The organism is Acinetobacter pollinis (genome assembly GCF_015627175.1).
GTDB classification, from domain to species: domain Bacteria; phylum Pseudomonadota; class Gammaproteobacteria; order Pseudomonadales; family Moraxellaceae; genus Acinetobacter; species Acinetobacter pollinis.
Genome location: NZ_VTDQ01000027.1, coordinates 11,484 through 28,222 on the forward strand (window position 1 = coordinate 11,484; position 16,739 = coordinate 28,222).

General features: G+C 37.1%; 18 protein-coding genes. 7 read left to right on the forward strand and 11 right to left on the reverse strand.

Translation table 11 applies throughout. From position 1 onward, the window contains the following. Positions 1-194 precede the first annotated feature (194 nt). The 3 genes from I2F23_RS10055 to I2F23_RS10065 are packed head-to-tail and all read left to right on the forward strand — an operon-like array spanning position 195 to position 4,583. Positions 195-1,430, forward strand: a complete 1,236-nt coding sequence (locus I2F23_RS10055) for a lipoprotein-releasing ABC transporter permease subunit (protein WP_195772470.1) — start codon at positions 195-197, stop codon at positions 1,428-1,430. Continuing rightward, positions 1,423-2,100 carry a lipoprotein-releasing ABC transporter ATP-binding protein LolD gene (gene lolD / locus I2F23_RS10060; RefSeq protein ID WP_195772471.1) on the forward strand — a complete coding sequence of 226 codons (678 nt, stop codon included), beginning with the start codon at positions 1,423-1,425 and terminating at the stop codon, positions 2,098-2,100. Before I2F23_RS10055 ends, lolD begins: the two co-directional genes overlap by 8 nt. A gap of 56 nt (positions 2,101-2,156) precedes the next feature. Then, positions 2,157-4,583: a DNA internalization-related competence protein ComEC/Rec2 gene (locus I2F23_RS10065; RefSeq protein WP_195772472.1), complete on the forward strand. Its 2,427-nt coding sequence runs from the start codon at positions 2,157-2,159 to the stop codon at positions 4,581-4,583. On the opposite strand, the gene I2F23_RS10070 is transcribed toward I2F23_RS10065, so the two are convergent. Next, on the reverse strand, positions 4,571-5,512 hold the full coding sequence (locus I2F23_RS10070; RefSeq protein WP_195772473.1) for a lysophospholipid acyltransferase family protein: 942 nt from the start codon (positions 5,510-5,512) through the stop codon (positions 4,571-4,573). The genes I2F23_RS10065 and I2F23_RS10070 overlap by 13 nt on opposite strands. A 129-nt stretch (positions 5,513-5,641) precedes the next feature. On the opposite strand from I2F23_RS10070, the gene I2F23_RS10075 reads away from it, so the two are divergent. After that, a complete protein-coding gene (locus I2F23_RS10075; protein ID WP_195772474.1) occupies positions 5,642-6,658 on the forward strand; it encodes a S49 family peptidase in 1,017 nt (338 codons plus the stop codon). Between the two features lie 51 nt (positions 6,659-6,709). Here the strand turns inward: I2F23_RS10075 and purN are convergent, their stop codons facing one another. Both purN and purM read right to left on the reverse strand, forming a co-directional pair. Next, a complete protein-coding gene (gene purN, locus I2F23_RS10080) occupies positions 6,710-7,342 on the reverse strand; it encodes a phosphoribosylglycinamide formyltransferase (protein ID WP_195772475.1) in 633 nt (210 codons plus the stop codon). Further along, entirely contained in the window at positions 7,339-8,409 is a 1,071-nt protein-coding gene (gene purM, locus I2F23_RS10085; RefSeq protein WP_195772476.1) for a phosphoribosylformylglycinamidine cyclo-ligase, read from the reverse strand. Before purM ends, purN begins: the two co-directional genes overlap by 4 nt. Positions 8,410-8,540: 131 nt before the next feature. On the opposite strand from purM, the gene I2F23_RS10090 reads away from it, so the two are divergent. Together I2F23_RS10090 and hda are read left to right on the forward strand one after the other, a co-directional pair. Beyond that, positions 8,541-9,722: an AI-2E family transporter gene (locus I2F23_RS10090; RefSeq protein ID WP_195772477.1), complete on the forward strand. Its 1,182-nt coding sequence runs from the start codon at positions 8,541-8,543 to the stop codon at positions 9,720-9,722. An 11-nt stretch (positions 9,723-9,733) separates the two neighbouring features. After that, the gene (gene hda / locus I2F23_RS10095) at positions 9,734-10,444 is read left to right on the forward strand and encodes a DnaA regulatory inactivator Hda (protein ID WP_195772478.1); all 711 of its coding nucleotides are present in this window, start codon (positions 9,734-9,736) and stop codon (positions 10,442-10,444) included. Here hda and I2F23_RS10100 read toward each other — a convergent pair. The 5 genes from I2F23_RS10100 to I2F23_RS10120 all read right to left on the reverse strand — a co-directional run bounded on the left by I2F23_RS10100 (position 10,441) and on the right by I2F23_RS10120 (position 13,794). Next, the gene (locus tag I2F23_RS10100) at positions 10,441-10,887 is read right to left on the reverse strand and encodes a DUF3106 domain-containing protein (RefSeq protein WP_195772479.1); all 447 of its coding nucleotides are present in this window, start codon (positions 10,885-10,887) and stop codon (positions 10,441-10,443) included. The genes hda and I2F23_RS10100 overlap by 4 nt on opposite strands. Further along, positions 10,877-11,212 carry a hypothetical protein gene (locus I2F23_RS10105; RefSeq protein ID WP_195772480.1) on the reverse strand — a complete coding sequence of 112 codons (336 nt, stop codon included), beginning with the start codon at positions 11,210-11,212 and terminating at the stop codon, positions 10,877-10,879. Before I2F23_RS10105 ends, I2F23_RS10100 begins: the two co-directional genes overlap by 11 nt. Next, entirely contained in the window at positions 11,205-11,840 is a 636-nt protein-coding gene (locus tag I2F23_RS10110; protein ID WP_195772481.1) for an RNA polymerase sigma factor, read from the reverse strand. Before I2F23_RS10110 ends, I2F23_RS10105 begins: the two co-directional genes overlap by 8 nt. Positions 11,841-11,985: 145 nt before the next feature. Beyond that, entirely contained in the window at positions 11,986-12,759 is a 774-nt protein-coding gene (locus I2F23_RS10115) for a TrmH family RNA methyltransferase (protein WP_195772482.1), read from the reverse strand. 63 nt (positions 12,760-12,822) lie between these two features. Further along, positions 12,823-13,794, reverse strand: coding sequence for a class 1 fructose-bisphosphatase (locus I2F23_RS10120; protein WP_195772483.1), 972 nt, complete (start codon positions 13,792-13,794; stop codon positions 12,823-12,825). 181 nt (positions 13,795-13,975) lie between these two features. On the opposite strand from I2F23_RS10120, the gene I2F23_RS10125 reads away from it, so the two are divergent. Continuing rightward, a complete protein-coding gene (locus I2F23_RS10125) occupies positions 13,976-14,179 on the forward strand; it encodes an NF038105 family protein (RefSeq protein ID WP_195772484.1) in 204 nt (67 codons plus the stop codon). A gap of 31 nt (positions 14,180-14,210) precedes the next feature. Here I2F23_RS10125 and pal read toward each other — a convergent pair whose 3' ends face one another. The 3 genes from pal to tolA all read right to left on the reverse strand — a co-directional run. Then, on the reverse strand, positions 14,211-14,783 hold the full coding sequence (gene pal, locus I2F23_RS10130; RefSeq protein WP_195772485.1) for a peptidoglycan-associated lipoprotein Pal: 573 nt from the start codon (positions 14,781-14,783) through the stop codon (positions 14,211-14,213). 36 nt (positions 14,784-14,819) lie between these two features. Further along, positions 14,820-16,106, reverse strand: a complete 1,287-nt coding sequence (gene tolB, locus I2F23_RS10135) for a Tol-Pal system beta propeller repeat protein TolB (protein ID WP_195772486.1) — start codon at positions 16,104-16,106, stop codon at positions 14,820-14,822. A 93-nt stretch (positions 16,107-16,199) separates the two neighbouring features. Then, positions 16,200-16,739 (reverse strand): cell envelope integrity protein TolA (gene tolA / locus I2F23_RS10140; protein ID WP_195772487.1); only part of this gene is annotated, 540 nt, incomplete at its 5' end.

The window sequence follows — 16,739 nt, forward strand, 5'->3', positions numbered from 1 at the left end:
AATTAATTGATCTTTTTAAATTAATCGTTAAGTCCACGATATACTTATACAATCGTTTGACTGAACGATGAAATAAGAAATTATGAGTATCTTTGAGAGATCGATATTCTTATAAAAGATTTGATGATTAAATCTTAAAAACAGTTACGATTATTGTGGCTGTATTTGTTCATAAATACTCGGATTTAGGTCGTATGTTTAAACCCATCTCGCTGTACATCGGTCTGAGATATACTCGCGCTAGGCGTAGTAATCACTTTATTTCTTTTATTGCTCTTGTTTCTATGATTGGGCTCACACTAGGTGTTGCTGTATTAATTACAGTGCTTTCAGTCATGAATGGATTTGACCGAGAGCTAAAGACACGTGTGCTTGGAATGGTGCCACAGGCAACAATCTCCTCTAATGAAATTATTACCAATTGGCCAAATTTAGCGGGTAAAGTGTCTAAACAAGCGCATGTAACAGGCGTAGCTCCTTTTACACAGCTACAAGGTATGCTTACGGCGCAGGGACAGGTTTCAGGTCTTATGGTGACGGGTATTGATGCTAAATATGAAAAAAATGTATCTATTATCCAAAATCATATGGTGGCAGGAAGTATAGATAATTTAACCAAGGGTAGTTTTGGAATTGTTATTGGAAAACAACTTGCAGATTCATTTGGCTTAGGGTTAAACGATAGTGTGACATTGGTTTTGCCTGAAGCAACACCTTCACCTGCAGGGGTTGTTCCTCGATTTAAACGTTTTAAGATCGTTGGTATATTTAGTATTGGTGCAGAAGTTGACTCAAGCATGGGTTACATTAATTTGTATGATGCATCCACTCTCTTACGTTTACCAGATGGTGCACAGGGAATCCGTTTAAAATTAGATAATTTATTCTTAGCACCTCAGGTGAGCCAAAACATTATTCATCAATTGCCACAAGGGTTCTATGCATCTGATTGGACGTATACCCATGGAAACTTATTTAGTGCTATCCAAATGGAAAAAGCAATGGTAAGCCTCTTGCTGTTTTTAATTGTATTGGTTGCTGCATTTAATATTGTATCGTCATTGGTTATGGTGGTTACGGATAAAAAATCAGATATTGCAATTTTAAGAACTTTGGGTGCATCACCTACTACGATTACGCGTATTTTTATGGTTCAAGGGACAATTATTGGCGTTGTAGGTACGATTGCTGGTGCTGTATTGGGTGTGATTCTTGCCACAAGTATTAGTAATATTATTGATTGGTTGAATACTCGTTTAGGTTGGCATTTATTTGATGCTTACTTTATTAACTATTTACCGTCTTACTTGCGTTGGCAAGATGTTGTTCTTATTGTGAGTGTATCTTTAATTTTAAGCTTCTTAGCGACGATTTATCCTGCATTGCGTGCATCTAAGGTGCAACCTGCGGAGGCATTACGTTATGAGTAATATTGTATTAGAAGCAAAAAATATTTCGAAAACTTTTAGTGATGGGAAGTCACATGTTGATGTGCTCAAGGGGCTTTCTCTTGAGGTACATGCTGGAGAGTTTGTATCTATTGTGGGTTCAAGTGGTTCTGGTAAAAGTACGCTATTGCATGTTTTAGGTGGTTTAGATCGACCAACAGAAGGTGAAGTTTTTCTAAATGATCGTCGTTTTGATAATTTAAATGAAACACAACGAGGCAATTTACGTAATATTCATTTAGGGTTTGTTTATCAATTCCATCATTTATTACCTGAGTTTAGTGCGCTTGAAAATGTTGCCATGCCACTGATGTTACGTAGTAACACGCAATACAAAGAAGTGAAAGAAAAAGCAGAGTATTTACTTGAGCGAGTAGGGTTGTCGCATCGATTAACGCATAAGCCTGGTGAGCTTTCAGGCGGAGAGCGCCAACGTGTGGCTTTGGCGCGTGCATTGGTAACCACACCGCAGGTAATGCTAGCAGATGAGCCAACAGGTAATTTAGATCGACATACTGCTAAAGGAATTTTTGAACTTCTAGAAAGTCTAAAAGCAGAGTTTAACATGGCAATGCTTATTGTGACTCATGACGAAGGTCTAGCTCAATCTGCCGATAAGATTTTGCACATGCAAGATGGTATTTGGATATAATATTTAAAAATATAATATATAATGATTAAAGCTCACGATGTGAGCTTTAATTTTATGTGTCTGATCTAGTTTTAATGCGATATTTTTTACTTTCTGCGTGGGTTTTGGGGCATATTGGTGTTAATACATACTTTATTAAGCCAATGTCATATACGATACTTTTGGCTGTAACTTTCGTATTCTTATGTATTTTCTGTATTATCCAGTCGAGCATAGATTCACTCAAACCCTATCAAAAAACTATTTTTTATATAAGTCGTCTTGTTTGTGCATCTGGTATGGTTTTTTTATTTGCACAAACGAATATGCACCATTCATTTCAGGAGCGGTTGAAAAATCGTATTTTGGAGAAAGCGAATGTTAAAGTACTTGTATATATTGATCAGCTCGATCAGATAAAGGATCAATTTATACAACAAGACATACAAGTTTTTACACCAAATTTAGCTTCAGAAATCAGCTATTGGCGAACAACATTACCTCTAAAAAAGTATAAACATAATCCATTAAAGTTAGGGAATTATTATTGGTTAGAAGGGGATGTAGATCGGATACATGGTTATGCAACGCCGTATGCCTTTGATAAGGAAAAATGGTCTACTTCTCAAAATATTATGGGCACATTTCGTATTACAAAGATTAGCCCTATCACTGAAAGTGAATTGAAGCCTACTTATGAATGGTTCACTCAATCTCAGAACAATTGGTATGCACATTGGCGAGTAAGTATTGAGAAGAAGCGACTTGATTATCGTGAGCAGATTGCAAAATCTTCATTCAAATATACAGGGCTTTTGCTCGCTCTTCTGACAGGGGATGAAAGCTTAACTCCGAATAGTATAAAGACACAGTTTCAATATTTAGGTATTAGTCATTTATTGGCGATTTCAGGCCCTCATATTCTTATCTTTTCTGGAATACTTACCTGGGTATTACATTCCTTAATCTGTTTAATCGCTCCAAACTTATATTTAAGAATTCCTAAGCAATATGTTTTAGCGATACCTTTTTGGCTAGGGGTCTTGTTTTATTGTGCATTTGTTGGTTTTGAAATCCCTGCAGTTCGTACGCTCGTTACAGTAACGATAATTACAATAAGTTTATTTATAAGACAGAAAGTATCTGCTTTTTTTATTGTTTTATTTAGTGCAAGTGTGATGCTGTGGTTTGATCCTTTAAGCGTACTTTCTGCTGCATTTTGGCTTTCCTATGGTGCATGTTTTGTACTTATACGCATTTATCAAATTGCACAAAAGAAAATACATTTAAATTTTTTTAAACGTATTGTAGTGCCGTTTATTGTTTCGCAATGGCAAGTGTTTATTGCTTTATTGCCGTTAACAATTATATTTTTTCATCAAATTTCATGGTTTGCGCCATTGAGTAACTTAATTGCGATTCCTCTATTAGGCGCAGTTGCTGTGCCTCTTATTATTGGGGGAGCTATTTTTAATGAGATGTCACCATTATTAGGTAATTATATTTTGCAGCTTGCGGACTATACTTTAAGTTTTTTACTTATATTACTGAATTATTTAGAAAAGTTACCATTCAATTTAAGCTATATTCCATTTAATTATTTACAGATTACGCTATTGGTACTTTCATTATTTATATTATTTCTCCCTAATAAAACGATACCGAAAGCTTGGTCATTTATTTGTCTTTTACCGCTTATTTTACCGCTCAAACATGAAAATAATTTTCATTTTTATGTACTTGATGTTGGGCAGGGACAGTCTATTTTTATAGAGTATAGCGACTATTCTTTTCTTATCGATACAGGTGGAAATTTTAATGAATCACAATTTAGCTTAGCACAGGCTGTTTTACTTCCATTTTTAAATAAAAATAGCATATCACAACTCGATCATGTCATTCTCTCTCATTTAGACCAAGATCATAGTGGTGCATTTTCAACACTTAAACGGCATATTCCTATAAAACATGTCATGAATAATATTGAACCTAATGATTTAGAAGGGATTCAAAATTTCGCACAGTGCCATGAAGGGCAGTTCATGCGTTATGATCATTTGGAATTACGTGTTCTATCTCCTGATGCAAATGGCTTGCGAAAGGCAAAAGATAATTCGAATGAGTATTCTTGTGTTGTATATGTGTCTTATAAAAATGAAAAAAAGAATGATGTACCAGCATTAAATTTTTTGATTATGGCCGATGCAGGTCAGGAAACAGAACAGCGTTTAATCGATGCTTATCCTAATTTAGCGGTAGATGTACTGGTGTTAGGACATCATGGAAGCAGATATAGTTCTTCTGAAAATTTTTTAGCGCACTATCATCCTAAAATTGCGATTGCATCTGCAGGCTATCACAATCGTTATGGGCATCCACATATGGAAGTTCAAGATAGGCTGACACGATTAGGTATTCCTCTTTGGGTAACCAGTGAAAAAGGTACGATTCAAATTTCCACAACTGATGATGGTCAAATGACGTCAAAGTCCTATCGTAACTGACGGAGGCTTTGAATATTCTTGAGTGCATCTGTTTGCGGAATATCATAAATATTATGTAATTGAGGATGTGCTTTAAAGCGTTTATAGCTCCAATGATAATGTTCAGGATGTTTCTCTATAAGGGCTTCAATCATGCGATGAATTTTTTGTGTCCCCTCTATATCCGAACATGTATAAATAGAAGAGTGCACTGGTTGAATGACCATATTAAACCCAAAATTCTCATTGCGAATTGCATAAAGAAAAAGTGCACGTGCTTTAGTTTTCTGAATTAATTTTGCAGATAGTGTGCTCGATGCTAAAGGAATATTAAAGTAGTCCACCATAGTCCCACCGATATGTGGCGTATGGTCGGGCAAAATAACAGTAGTTCCACCTTGTTTTAATGCTTTAAAAATTTGTCTAACACCCGACTCATCTGTAGGTACTAATGTTGCACTCTCACGACTTCTTGCTTCTCGTACAAAACGGTCTGCTTCAACATTTTTAATTGGTTTGTACATAATGGTCATATTGGTATATTGTGCAAACCATGCATTCATAATTTCCCATGTACCAAAATGTGGGACAATCAGAATTAAACCTTTATCTTCTGCTAACGCTTCGTGAAAAAAGTGTTCACCTTCGACATGATGAATACGCTGAATATTTTTCTGATTTGTTGCACCCCAAATATTGAAGAACTCGAAATAAGAGATCATTTCATTTTTAATGGCTTGTTTTATAATAATACGTCTTCGTTCTTCCTCGAGATGAGGGAGTGCAATTTTTATATTTAAATGGGCTGATTTTGCTGTTTTAGAAACATGAATATGGTTTGCAATGGTTGCAAGACACTGGGCAAATGCACGTGTGAAATACAATGGCTGTTTACTAATAAATTTAAGTATACGATAGGTAGAGGAGCTGTCTGCTTTATGGTTTGACATTAGATCAGGATAATGTATTCAGAATTCTTGTGCATATACAGAATTATAAGTGAAAATGTAGAAATTAGACAGCATTCATCAATTGAGTGTATATAATACAGTAATTTTAACGATTCGGGGTGTTTATAAATGTCCGATTGGCCACCAAAACCAACAGACCAATCTCATCATCAGCAAGAAAATAAAAGTAATGAATGGGATTTACTTGAAAAAGTTGTCTTGTCCTCTGTTGAGGAGCAAAAAAAGACAAGAAAGTGGGGAATCTTCTTCAAAAGCTTAACATTTATTTATCTTTTTATTGTTCTTTTCTTTTTGGTCAAAGGTTGCTCTATCTCTAAAGATGGAGAAAGTGAAAAAGCTGTAGGTGATCATTTAGCAGTTGTTGATATTCAAGGAACGATTGGTTCAAGCAGTAAAGATGTTAATAGTGCAGACACCATTAAAGCATTAAAGGCAGCTTTTAAAGCAACTACAAGTAAGGCCGTTGTTCTGAATATTAACTCCCCAGGAGGATCGCCAGTTGAATCAAATAATATTTGGCAAGAAATTCGTTATTTAGAGAAAGAACATCCAGATAAAAAAGTCTATGCAGTGATTGGTGATACAGGGGCTTCGGCTGCTTATCATATTGCTTCGGCTGCAAATGAAATTTGGGTAAATCCTTCAAGTCTTGTCGGCTCAATTGGGGTGATTATGCCAAATTATGGCGTAACAGGTTTAGCGCAAAAGCTAGGTGTAGAGGATAGAACACTAACTGCTGGTACAAATAAAGATATTTTGAGCATGACTAAACCTGTGAATCCAGCCCAAAAAGCGCACGTGCAGGGTGTTTTAGACGATGTACATCAACATTTTATTGATGCTGTTAAAGAGGGACGAGGCGATCGTCTAAAAAATGCAGATCCTAGTGTTTTTTCTGGTTTATTCTGGTCGGGTAGTCAAGCAATAAAAATTGGCATTGCTGATAAATCTGGAAATATTGAAACGTTAAAACGTACTTTAAAGGTTTCTAAAACAGTAAATTACACGGTAGAGCATAATCCATTGGAATCTCTTTTAGGTAAAATGGGTGCACAAGTTGGACAAGGTTTTGCATCATCTTTAACAAAAGAGCTTGAAACAAAACAAGAAATTAACTTGCAGTAAAAACATAAAAAAAGCGCATCATTTTCGATGCGCTTTTTTATAAAAGCTTTATTAAATTGAACACATTTGAACAGGTTTTGTTAGTTTTTTTGCATCTAGCTCGATGTGGTGAGCATCTTTGTAGACTAACTTTCCTGTACAGATCCATTCGGTAACGATCGGATAGATCATATGCTCAAGTTTATGAACCCGATTTGCCAATATGTCTGCTGTATCATTGTGCATTACATGCGTTACACCTTGTGCAATCGCTTGACCTGCATCTAACTCTGACGTTACAAAATGAACAGTACAACCATGAAGATGGTCTCCTGTTCTAAGCACACGCTCATGTGTATGCATGCCTTTGTAAGCGGGTAGTAGAGAAGGATGAATATTTAACATTTTTCCTTCCCACTTTTCGACAAAATCGGCACTTAGAATACGCATAAAGCCGGCTAAAATGACAAGATCTACATTCCAGTTACAAAGCTGTGTATGCATTGCATCATCAAAGGCTTCGCGACTTGAATAGTTACGGTGTTCAATAACGTGGGTTGCAATATTGGCTTGGGCAGCACGTTCTAAAGCATATGCATTTGCTTTATTTGAAAGTACGCCAACAATTTGACCTGATAGGTTTGCATCAATAAGGGCTTGCAAGTTACTGCCATTGCCGGAAACTAATACTGCAATTTTTTTCATTCGAAAATCACACGAATTTTTTCATCAGCACCTTCAACTGAAGCTTCATTCTCTTGAATGTAGCCAATTTCCCATGCTTTTTCACCGTGTGCATTTAAAATTTCAATTGCTTTCGCTGCATTTTCTTTAGCAAGCGCAATAACCATGCCTACGCCACAGTTAAAGGTACGGTACATTTCAAATTGTTCAACATTTCCTTCACGTTGAAGTAATTTGAACAGTTCTGGCCATTCCCATGATGATTCATTGATGACAGCTTGAGCCCCATTAGGAAGTACACGAGGTAAATTTCCTGGTAAGCCACCGCCTGTAATGTGTGCCATTGCATGGAGGTCAACTTGCTTATAAAGCTCTAAAATTGGTTTTACGTAAATGCGAGTAGGTTCCATAACAACATCTGATAATGGACGACCATCTACAGTCTGATTTAAATCGACATTTTTAACATCTAAAATTTTACGTAAAAGTGAATAACCATTTGAGTGTGCACCAGATGAAGCGATTCCAATAAGGACATCACCTGACTTAACTTTAGAACCATCAATGATTTTACTTTCTTCAACAACGCCTACTGAGAATCCAGCAAGATCGTAATCTTCACCTTCATACATACCTGGCATTTCTGCAGTTTCACCACCAACAAGGGCACAACCTGCAAGTTCGCAACCTTTACCAATGCCTGTCACAACATCAGCAGCGACATCTACATTTAAGTGTCCTGTTGCATAATAGTCTAAAAAGAAAAGCGGTTCTGCACCACAAACAAGTAAATCATTTACACACATTGCAACGAGGTCTTGTCCGATAGTGTCATGCTTTTTAAGGTTAAGTGCGAGGCGTAGTTTTGTACCTACGCCATCTGTACCAGATACAAGTACAGGCGATTCATAGCCTTTTGGAATTTTGCATAGTGCGCCAAAGCCACCAAGCCCACCCATTACTTCTGGGCGAGTTGTACGCTTTGCGACTGATTTAATGCGACCAACAAGGGCATCACCTGCCTCAATGTCTACGCCTGCATCTTTATAACTTAAACTGGTATTTTGGTTAGAAGTTGAGTTGCTCATGTATGAAGTCTCCGCTTTGCCCGCACAATTATAACCTATATACGAAACTGTTATGTTATTTATCCAACAAAATGTTATCTTTAAGTGCATTATCCTTATAAATATTTCAAAATTCTAATAGGCGAGTCGCAATGGTTGATCGTACGTTGAGTCGAATTTTTATATTGGCTGGATTAGCGCTATTTGGTTGGTTAATTTTTATACTCAAACCAGTGGTTATTCCGTTTATTGCCGCTTTTGTAATTGCATATTTATTTAGTGGTCTTGTTGGAAGACTGGCTAAAATGGGATTACCACGGTGGTTGGCCACAAGTATTGTATTTATTGGTATAGGTGTAGGCGTATTTTTTGCAACTTGGTATATTATTCCTGTACTTTGGAAACAGGTTATTTATGCACGAGATGGCATTCCAAATGTTATTCATTGGATTAATCATACGGTTTTACCATGGACAACGAAAACATTTCGTTTAGAACCAATGTCTATTGATACAAACCAAATTACCGATACAATTATGCAGTATGTGCAAACGAATTATAGTGTAAATAGCATTCAGAGTTTAGTACTGAGATTGGCACAATCTGGTTTGAATTTTATTCAGTTGGGGGGTACTGTCGTTCTTATTCCAATTATTTCATTTTACTTTTTGCTAGATTGGAACAGAATGCTAGAACAAATGCATCGCTTAATTCCACGGCCTTATGAGCGTGTAACCTTACAAATTGTTAAAGAATGCCATAGTGTACTAGGGGCATTTGTTAAAGGACAATTTCTAGTGATGTTTTTACTCGGATTGGTTTATGCCGTTGGCCTTCAACTCATTGGTTTAGAAGTTGGATTAATGATAGGAATGATTGCAGGTTTAGCAAGCATCATTCCGTATTTGGGTTTTGCTGTGGGTATTATCTCAGCAGTTGCTGCAACTTTTTTCCAATTTGGGGTGGATTGGATGCAGCTTATTTTTGTGGGTATTGTATTTATGATTGGTCAAGCGATCGAAGGGTATATCCTACAGCCATTCCTTTTGGGCGATAAAATAGGTTTATCACCTGTTGCTGTTGTATTTGCTGTTCTTGCTGGAGCACAGCTTGGTGGCATTTTAGGTATGTTGATCGCGTTACCTGTCGCTGCAATTTTAGTTGTTTTATTAAAACATGTGCGTGACTTTTATGAGGATTCATCACTCTATGGACAAAAACATGACTTTATGGATATGTCTTCAGATCATGCTATACATATACAATCTGAGGATGTTGAAATTAAAGTTCGTCCAAATGCTGAAAAAAATAAAAAGTCTTCAGAGAATGAGTAGGTCATATCTAAATGCGTCAATTACAGTTAAATATTGAACCTCAATTAGATGCAAAAATTAGTGACTTTTCTGGTCCTAGTTGGAGTGGTGTAATTGACGCAGTGCGTCAATTACACACAGGGTTAATACAACAATTTTATATTTACGGAGATGCAGGTATTGGGAAAAGTCATTTATTGTCTGCAATCTGTGACTCTTATTTAGAATTGGGAAAATCTGCAATACATGTGTCATTACTTGAATTGCTCGATGCGCCTATAGAAGCCATTACTTCCTTGGAAAGATACGATCTTGTTGCTTTAGATGATATTGAAACAATTAGTGGGGTAAAGCATTGGCAGAAGGCTGTATTTCATTTAATTAATTACAATAATCAAGAGGGTGGGCAACTCATTTTTTCTTCTAGAAACTTGCCTATAGAACTTAAATTAGAACTTCCAGATTTACAGTCACGTTTAATGCAAGCTGTAAGTGTAAGATTGCCCGATGGAAATTTATACGAAGATCGTGCTGCATTAATTCAGTCAGTTTTAAATCGCCGTGGGATTCTTCTAGATCATCAGATTGTCGAATATTTGCTCGATTATGGTCCACATAAAACAGCATTACTTTTGCAAATTTTAGAAAGGTTAGAAAACTTATTAAAAGGTGAAAAGACAAAGTTATCGAATGCAACACTTCGTCAAATCTATGCCTTTATTGATGAGTATAAGTCAAATTAATTACTCTCTGTGGGCATAGACGCTGCATCTATATCATTTTGCTCTGTGGAAGGTCTATATTTGCGAATATATTCCTCTCGAATAGTATCTCTTTCTTCTTTTGTTTTTGCTTGTTGCATAAGCATACGCATTTGTTTTCTCTCTTGGCTATTCATTTGCTGCCAAGCTTCCCGCATTTTTTGTTGTTCCTCTTCAGGAAGTTGTGTAAACCAATCCATTTTTTGCTGTAACGCAGTACGTTGACTCTCTGAAATATCTTTTATACTTTGATAGCGCTGTAAGAGTGTTTCTTGTTGCTGTACCGTAAGCTCATTCCAGTTATCGTCTGTAGGTGTTGGTGTATGACTTTTCTGTGAAAACGGCCAAAAGTGATCAAAACTAGCAGAACTGGTTTGTAAAAATAAAAATGTACTGCACATCAGTACAACTTTTTTAGCTTCCATGTGAGTGAGTGTCCTCGCCAAAAACCATGACCATTTCTAAGTCTTCCACCATTTGAGGTGAAAGTTTAGTCGTGTTCGTATTCATCATTGTTTGAGTGTTTTGTCCCTTTGTAGACAACGTTGTAACATTTGGGAATACTAAGAAACCTGTTACCACCGCAGCCAATGCGAATCCAGTCATTTTCCATATAGGCGTGATACGTTTTGTTGGTCGCTCTATCTGTGTAAAAACATGTTGCATGACACGGTGTTTGTTCTGATGTGAGTGAGCCAGTTGGTCTAATTTTTTACTCACATTTTTTGCAAAATCATCATTATTATTCATGTGATGATCCTCCATGTACTGGATGTAAATGGGATAGTGTTTGGCGCAAGCCTTGTATTGCACGATGGTAGTGTGTTTTGACGCTACCTTCTGAGCATTGCATAATTTGAGCGGTGGTTTGAGTATTAAATCCTTCCCACGCACGCAGCATAAACGCTTGTTGTTGTCTTATTGGCAAGTGTTGGATAGCCTCTTTAATCTCTTCAATTGTTGCAATTTGAACCAATTCTGTAGAAGGCTCAATTTGATGCTCATCGGGAATATTTATTTCTTCATCTATTTCATCTTCCGAGCTAGATTTCTTAAAGAAAGAAAATAGGCTGCTTTGGCGTTTCTCTTTCCTGCGCCAGTCTTGTAGTTTATGATTCAAAATTGTATAAAACAGTGGGTACCATTCATCAAGAGTTCGATCTGGATAAGCACGATGCAAAGCAATAAATGCTTCTTGTACTAAATCCATTGCGATTCCTTGTTGATTTTGCGTCGCAGTTTCCATCATGACAAGTGCACGACCTGTGACATCTTGCATAAAAAACCTTAAACGTTGTTCAACAGATGCACCTTGCTGTAATTCACATTTTTTAGTCTCATTTGGTGTTCGGTCCATAGAGATGGAGTATCCCGTCATTTATACCCATCCTATTTTTAATATTAAACACTTAACTATATAACGTTAAATAGATAGGATAGGTTGACATGCTATAGAAATATTTTTTCTATTTTAAATGAATTCCAAATATGGTAAGTATATTTTATACAATAAATGCACGAATTTATTGACGTTGTCGAACCATTTCAAAAAAACAAATCGAACCTGCAATCGCAACATTGAGTGACTCTTGACCTCCAGGTTGTGGGATTGTTACGGCTTGAGCATGCTTGAGTGCATAGTTCGATGCTCCTTGTCCTTCATTACCTAAAATCCATGCACAGGGTGTTGTCAAATCTTGTGCATAGAGGCTTTGAGGTTCATGAGAGCTTGTGACATAAACAGGAATTTTAAAATTTGAGATCACATCTTGAAGATCAATATTTTCAAAACAATGTAAAGCAAAGTGTGCACCCATACCTGCACGTAATACTCGAGGTGACCAGATAGAGGCTACACCTTTTGTACAAATGATTTGCTTAATATTTGCAGCTGCAGCCGATCTTAGGAGTGTGCCCACATTTCCTGGATCTTGTACATCATCTAAAATAAGGGTATCGATATTAAAATTAATACTTTGATCTAGTTTTGGAGTATCGATAACAGCAATACAAGGTAGGGTAGTACCTAAGGTGCTAAGGTCACGATAGAGTACTTCACTTAGAATGAAGATATGACCTGAGTAGAGTTGTTGTATTTTTTTTAAGTCGATATGTTCTAGAGCAGACTCAGTTGTGAATAAAGAAGCGATTTTATGACTTTGTAACCACGCAAGGCATAAATGTGTTCCCTCTAAAATAGTCTGTCCGTGTTTTTTACGATAGTTATTTAATTCAATTAAAGCTCGAAGATGCTTAATTTTGGCATTATCTTTAGATTCAAGGTAAATGATGGACATAGCAAGCTGCAACTTAGATGTAAAATATGACCTATTTTACATCTAAGTTTTAAATTAGAAAGATCAGTGATAGCTTTCTACAAGTTGTACTTCATCTTTTGCACCTAAAATAACCGGTACACGTTGGTGAAGACCTGTAGGAACTACTTCCATAATTCTCATGCGACCTGTCGATGCGATACCACCTGCTTGTTCAATCAGCATACTCATTGGGTTTGCTTCGTACATAAGGCGAAGGCGTCCAGGTTTTTCAGGATTTTTCAGATCATAAGGATACATAAAAATACCTCCACGACTTAAAATACGATGAATATCACCTACCATGCAGGCAATCCAACGCATGTTAAAATCTTTACCACGGATACCTGTTTTTCCTTCTAAAAGTTCATTTACATATCGTTGAACGGCAACTTCCCAGTGGCGCTGGTTAGATGCATTAATTGCAAACTCTTGTGTTTGTGCAGGAATAGTGACATTTTCTTGTGTAATAACGAATTCTTTTAAATCGATATCGTATGTAAAGAGAATGACACCATCACCAAAGGTGAGTGCAAGCATTGTTGATGGACCATACATGACATAGCCTGCAGCAACTTGTTCAGTTCCAGGTTGCATGAAATCTTCTAAGTCTGGAATGCTTTTTTTAGCAGGAAGTACAGAAAAAATTGTACCAACACACATGTTGATATCGATATTGCTTGATCCATCTAAAGGATCAAATAATACTAAATATTCACCATTTTCTTGGGCAGGTGTGAATTCTTCAAGCTCTTCAGATGCAAAAGCACCCACATTTGGGTGCTTTTGTAAAGCATCAATGAACTGCTGATTAGAAAAGATATCTAACTTTTTCTGTGTTTCGCCTTGCACATTTTCATGTTCTGCACTTCCAAGAATACCGGCAATCGCACCTTGTTGTAAGTTGTAGTCGATCACTTTGCAACACTGCGCGATTGAATCTATGACACTTGCCAATTCTGGTGTTAAAGTTCCCGTTTTTTGTTTTAAATAGTGGGAGAGGGTTGTGTTTGACATAATGCGAATGCTCCAAAAATTGTGCAATTTTTTCTTGGCTAAATAAAAACTTGGCTATTTTAGATGAGATTGAGGAAAAAGAAAATTTTTCTTCGTCATATTACCAATTTTTTATACTTACAAGCTTTAAATAACGTGCTATGTTAACAGAGAATAGTCATTTCCTAGCGAGGAAACAGTCATGACAACAAAAAAATTTGATGAAATGCCAACACCGTCTGAAGCTATAGACTTACATGAAATTTCAGAAGAAAGTATAAAGCTTGCTTGGGAAGGTTATGCTGTAAAACCCGAGTATAAAAATTTTAATAAACATGATCTCATTGAATCAGTTCAATCTTGCAAAGAGATGAAACTAATAGATAAAGCCACTGAATTAGACTAAAAAGCGCTCAAATGTGAGCGCTTTTTTATTATTAACGTAATAGTGGTGGAACAGCTTCGTAGTTAATTTCTACTCTACGGTTCTCAGACCATGCTTCAGGGGTATGTGCAGGGTTAATAGGCATTTCTTTGCCATAGCTTACAGCTTCAAGTTGATTTGGAGCCACACCAATTGAAACTAAGTAACTTTGTACAGCTTTTGCACGACGCTCACCTAATGCCATATTGTACTCACGTGTACCACGCTCATCGGTATGTCCTGTAAGTGCAACATGTGATGTTGGATTTGCTTGTAAGAATTGCGCATGAGCTTGGAGGGTTTGATAATCCTGTTGAGAGATTGAGCTACTATCAAAGTCGAAATGTACAACACGATTTGCAAGAAAAGCTTTATTTTCTGCAGTAACACCCTTAGATGAAGCACCTGTGAGATTCTTTGCATCTAATGCTGCATCATCACTTAAACCGTTGGTATTTACAGGAATAGGTGCAGCTGTAGAGGGATTTTGTGTTGTTGTTGATTCTGTAGCTGGTTTACGACTTGCACAACCTGTAAATAGTAGTGCAGAAGCAATTACGGGGATAATTAGATATTGAGCTTTCATATTATTTTCCATGTCTTTAGATTGGTCGTCATCATGTTATTTAGGTGCCCAAGCAGGCTCGCGTACTTCTCCTTGTTCGCTTGGCAAATTCATACGAAATTGCCCATTCAATGAAACGATAGATAGTAATCCACGGCTTCCTTCTTGAGTCGCATAAACAACCATTTGTCCATTTGGAGAAAAGCTTGGCGACTCATCAAGAGTCGTTGGTGTAAGAATGTTTACAACACCACTGGTTAGATCTTGAACTGCTATTTTGTAATCACTACCTGTTGGTCGACTTACCATAGCTAGACGTTTTCCATCCGCACTTAGGGTACTACGTGCATTAAATGCACCTCTAAATGTAATACGCTTTGTTGAACCATCTGCAAATGTATAGCGGTAAATCTGTGGAGAACCACCACGATCAGAAGTAAAGATAAATGATTTACCATCTGGTGCATATCGTGCTTCTGTATCAATGGCTGTATCACGTGTTAAACGTTCAATCGCATGTGTTGCAAGGTTCATTTGATAGATTTCAGGATTACCATCCATTGAACCTGTAAATAACATTGATGTACCATCTGGAGAGAAGCTTGGTGCTCCATTAAGTCCTTGGTAGTGGGTCAAGACTTGGCGCTGACCTGTAGATAAATCTTGTAGATAGATACGAGGACGCTTTGTTTCAAATGAAACGTAAGCAATCTTTTTACCATCTGGTGTCCATGTTGGAGAAAGAATTGGGTAGTGAGAAGACAGAACAGTAAATGGCCTTTCGCCATCTGTATCGGCAATTTGTAAGGTGTAACGTTGCGCAGGCGTAGCAGAATTTCTTAGAACATATGCAATTCTGCCACTAAAGCTTCCAGGTACACCAGTCAAAGCTTGATAAATTGCATCACTAATAGCATGACCTGCCTGACGAGTACGAGAAGCAGGTGCAGTAAGTACTTCATTGAGTAAATATTTCTGATTATTTACATCATAAAGTTGGTAGTGTATTTGGTTGGTATTTGCATCGATAGCAGTAACTTTACCAACAACAACATAAGGAATATTGGCATTTTTCCAGTTATCTGCGTTGATTTGCCCAAGCTCTGCCGTTGCAGGTAGGTTTTGAGATGCACTCGTGAAGCGTCCTGAGTGGTTTAAATCATTTTCAACAATTGGATAAATTGTTTGATCTGTAGAAAAGGGCACAATTGCAATTTTAGGTGCAGACTCTGGCGCTTTTGCAATTTCTAAATGTAATTGTGCGGATGCTGTTTGTATAAAAGCAGGGCTACAAGATGCTGCTAAAATGACTAAAGCCAATACTGATTTACGATTCATTTCCATAATTATTGTGCACATATAATGAGGTTTTGAATAAATGATCTAAGAGTAACATCATTTTATCTTTAAGAATTTAAATGATGTTACACCAATAAACTATTGTTTTGCTGTAAACGTTGCACTAAATGATCTCGCATCGCGTCTTGCATCGGGGTCACTTGGCATTGGGTAAGGGGCAGCTTGACGAATAGCAGCTTCTACACTCGCTTTTACATCTGGATCACTTGAATTTACGAGTACAGAGGTGACGTTACCACTATCACTGAGTGTCACTCTTACACTTGCAGTTTTTCCTTTTGAACCACTAGGGACATCCCATACACGATATATTTTTTGTTGAAAATCATGTTTGGCAGAAGATGCAATTTTACGAGATTCTGCCTTTTTGTTTGCAGCATCTTCAGCAGCTTTTTGCTTGGCTTCTGCTGCGGCTTTTTCTTTGGCTTCTGTAGCTTTTTGCTTAGCCTCTGCTGCGGCCTTTTCTTTGGCTTCAGCGGCAGCTTTTTGTTTTGCTTGATGAAGCGCTTCTTGATGTCTGGCCTCAGCAGCTTTTTGCTTGGCTTCTGCTGCGGCCTTTTCTTTGGCTTCAGCGGCAGCTTTTTGTTTTGCTTGAAGCGCTTCTTGGTGTTTGGCTTC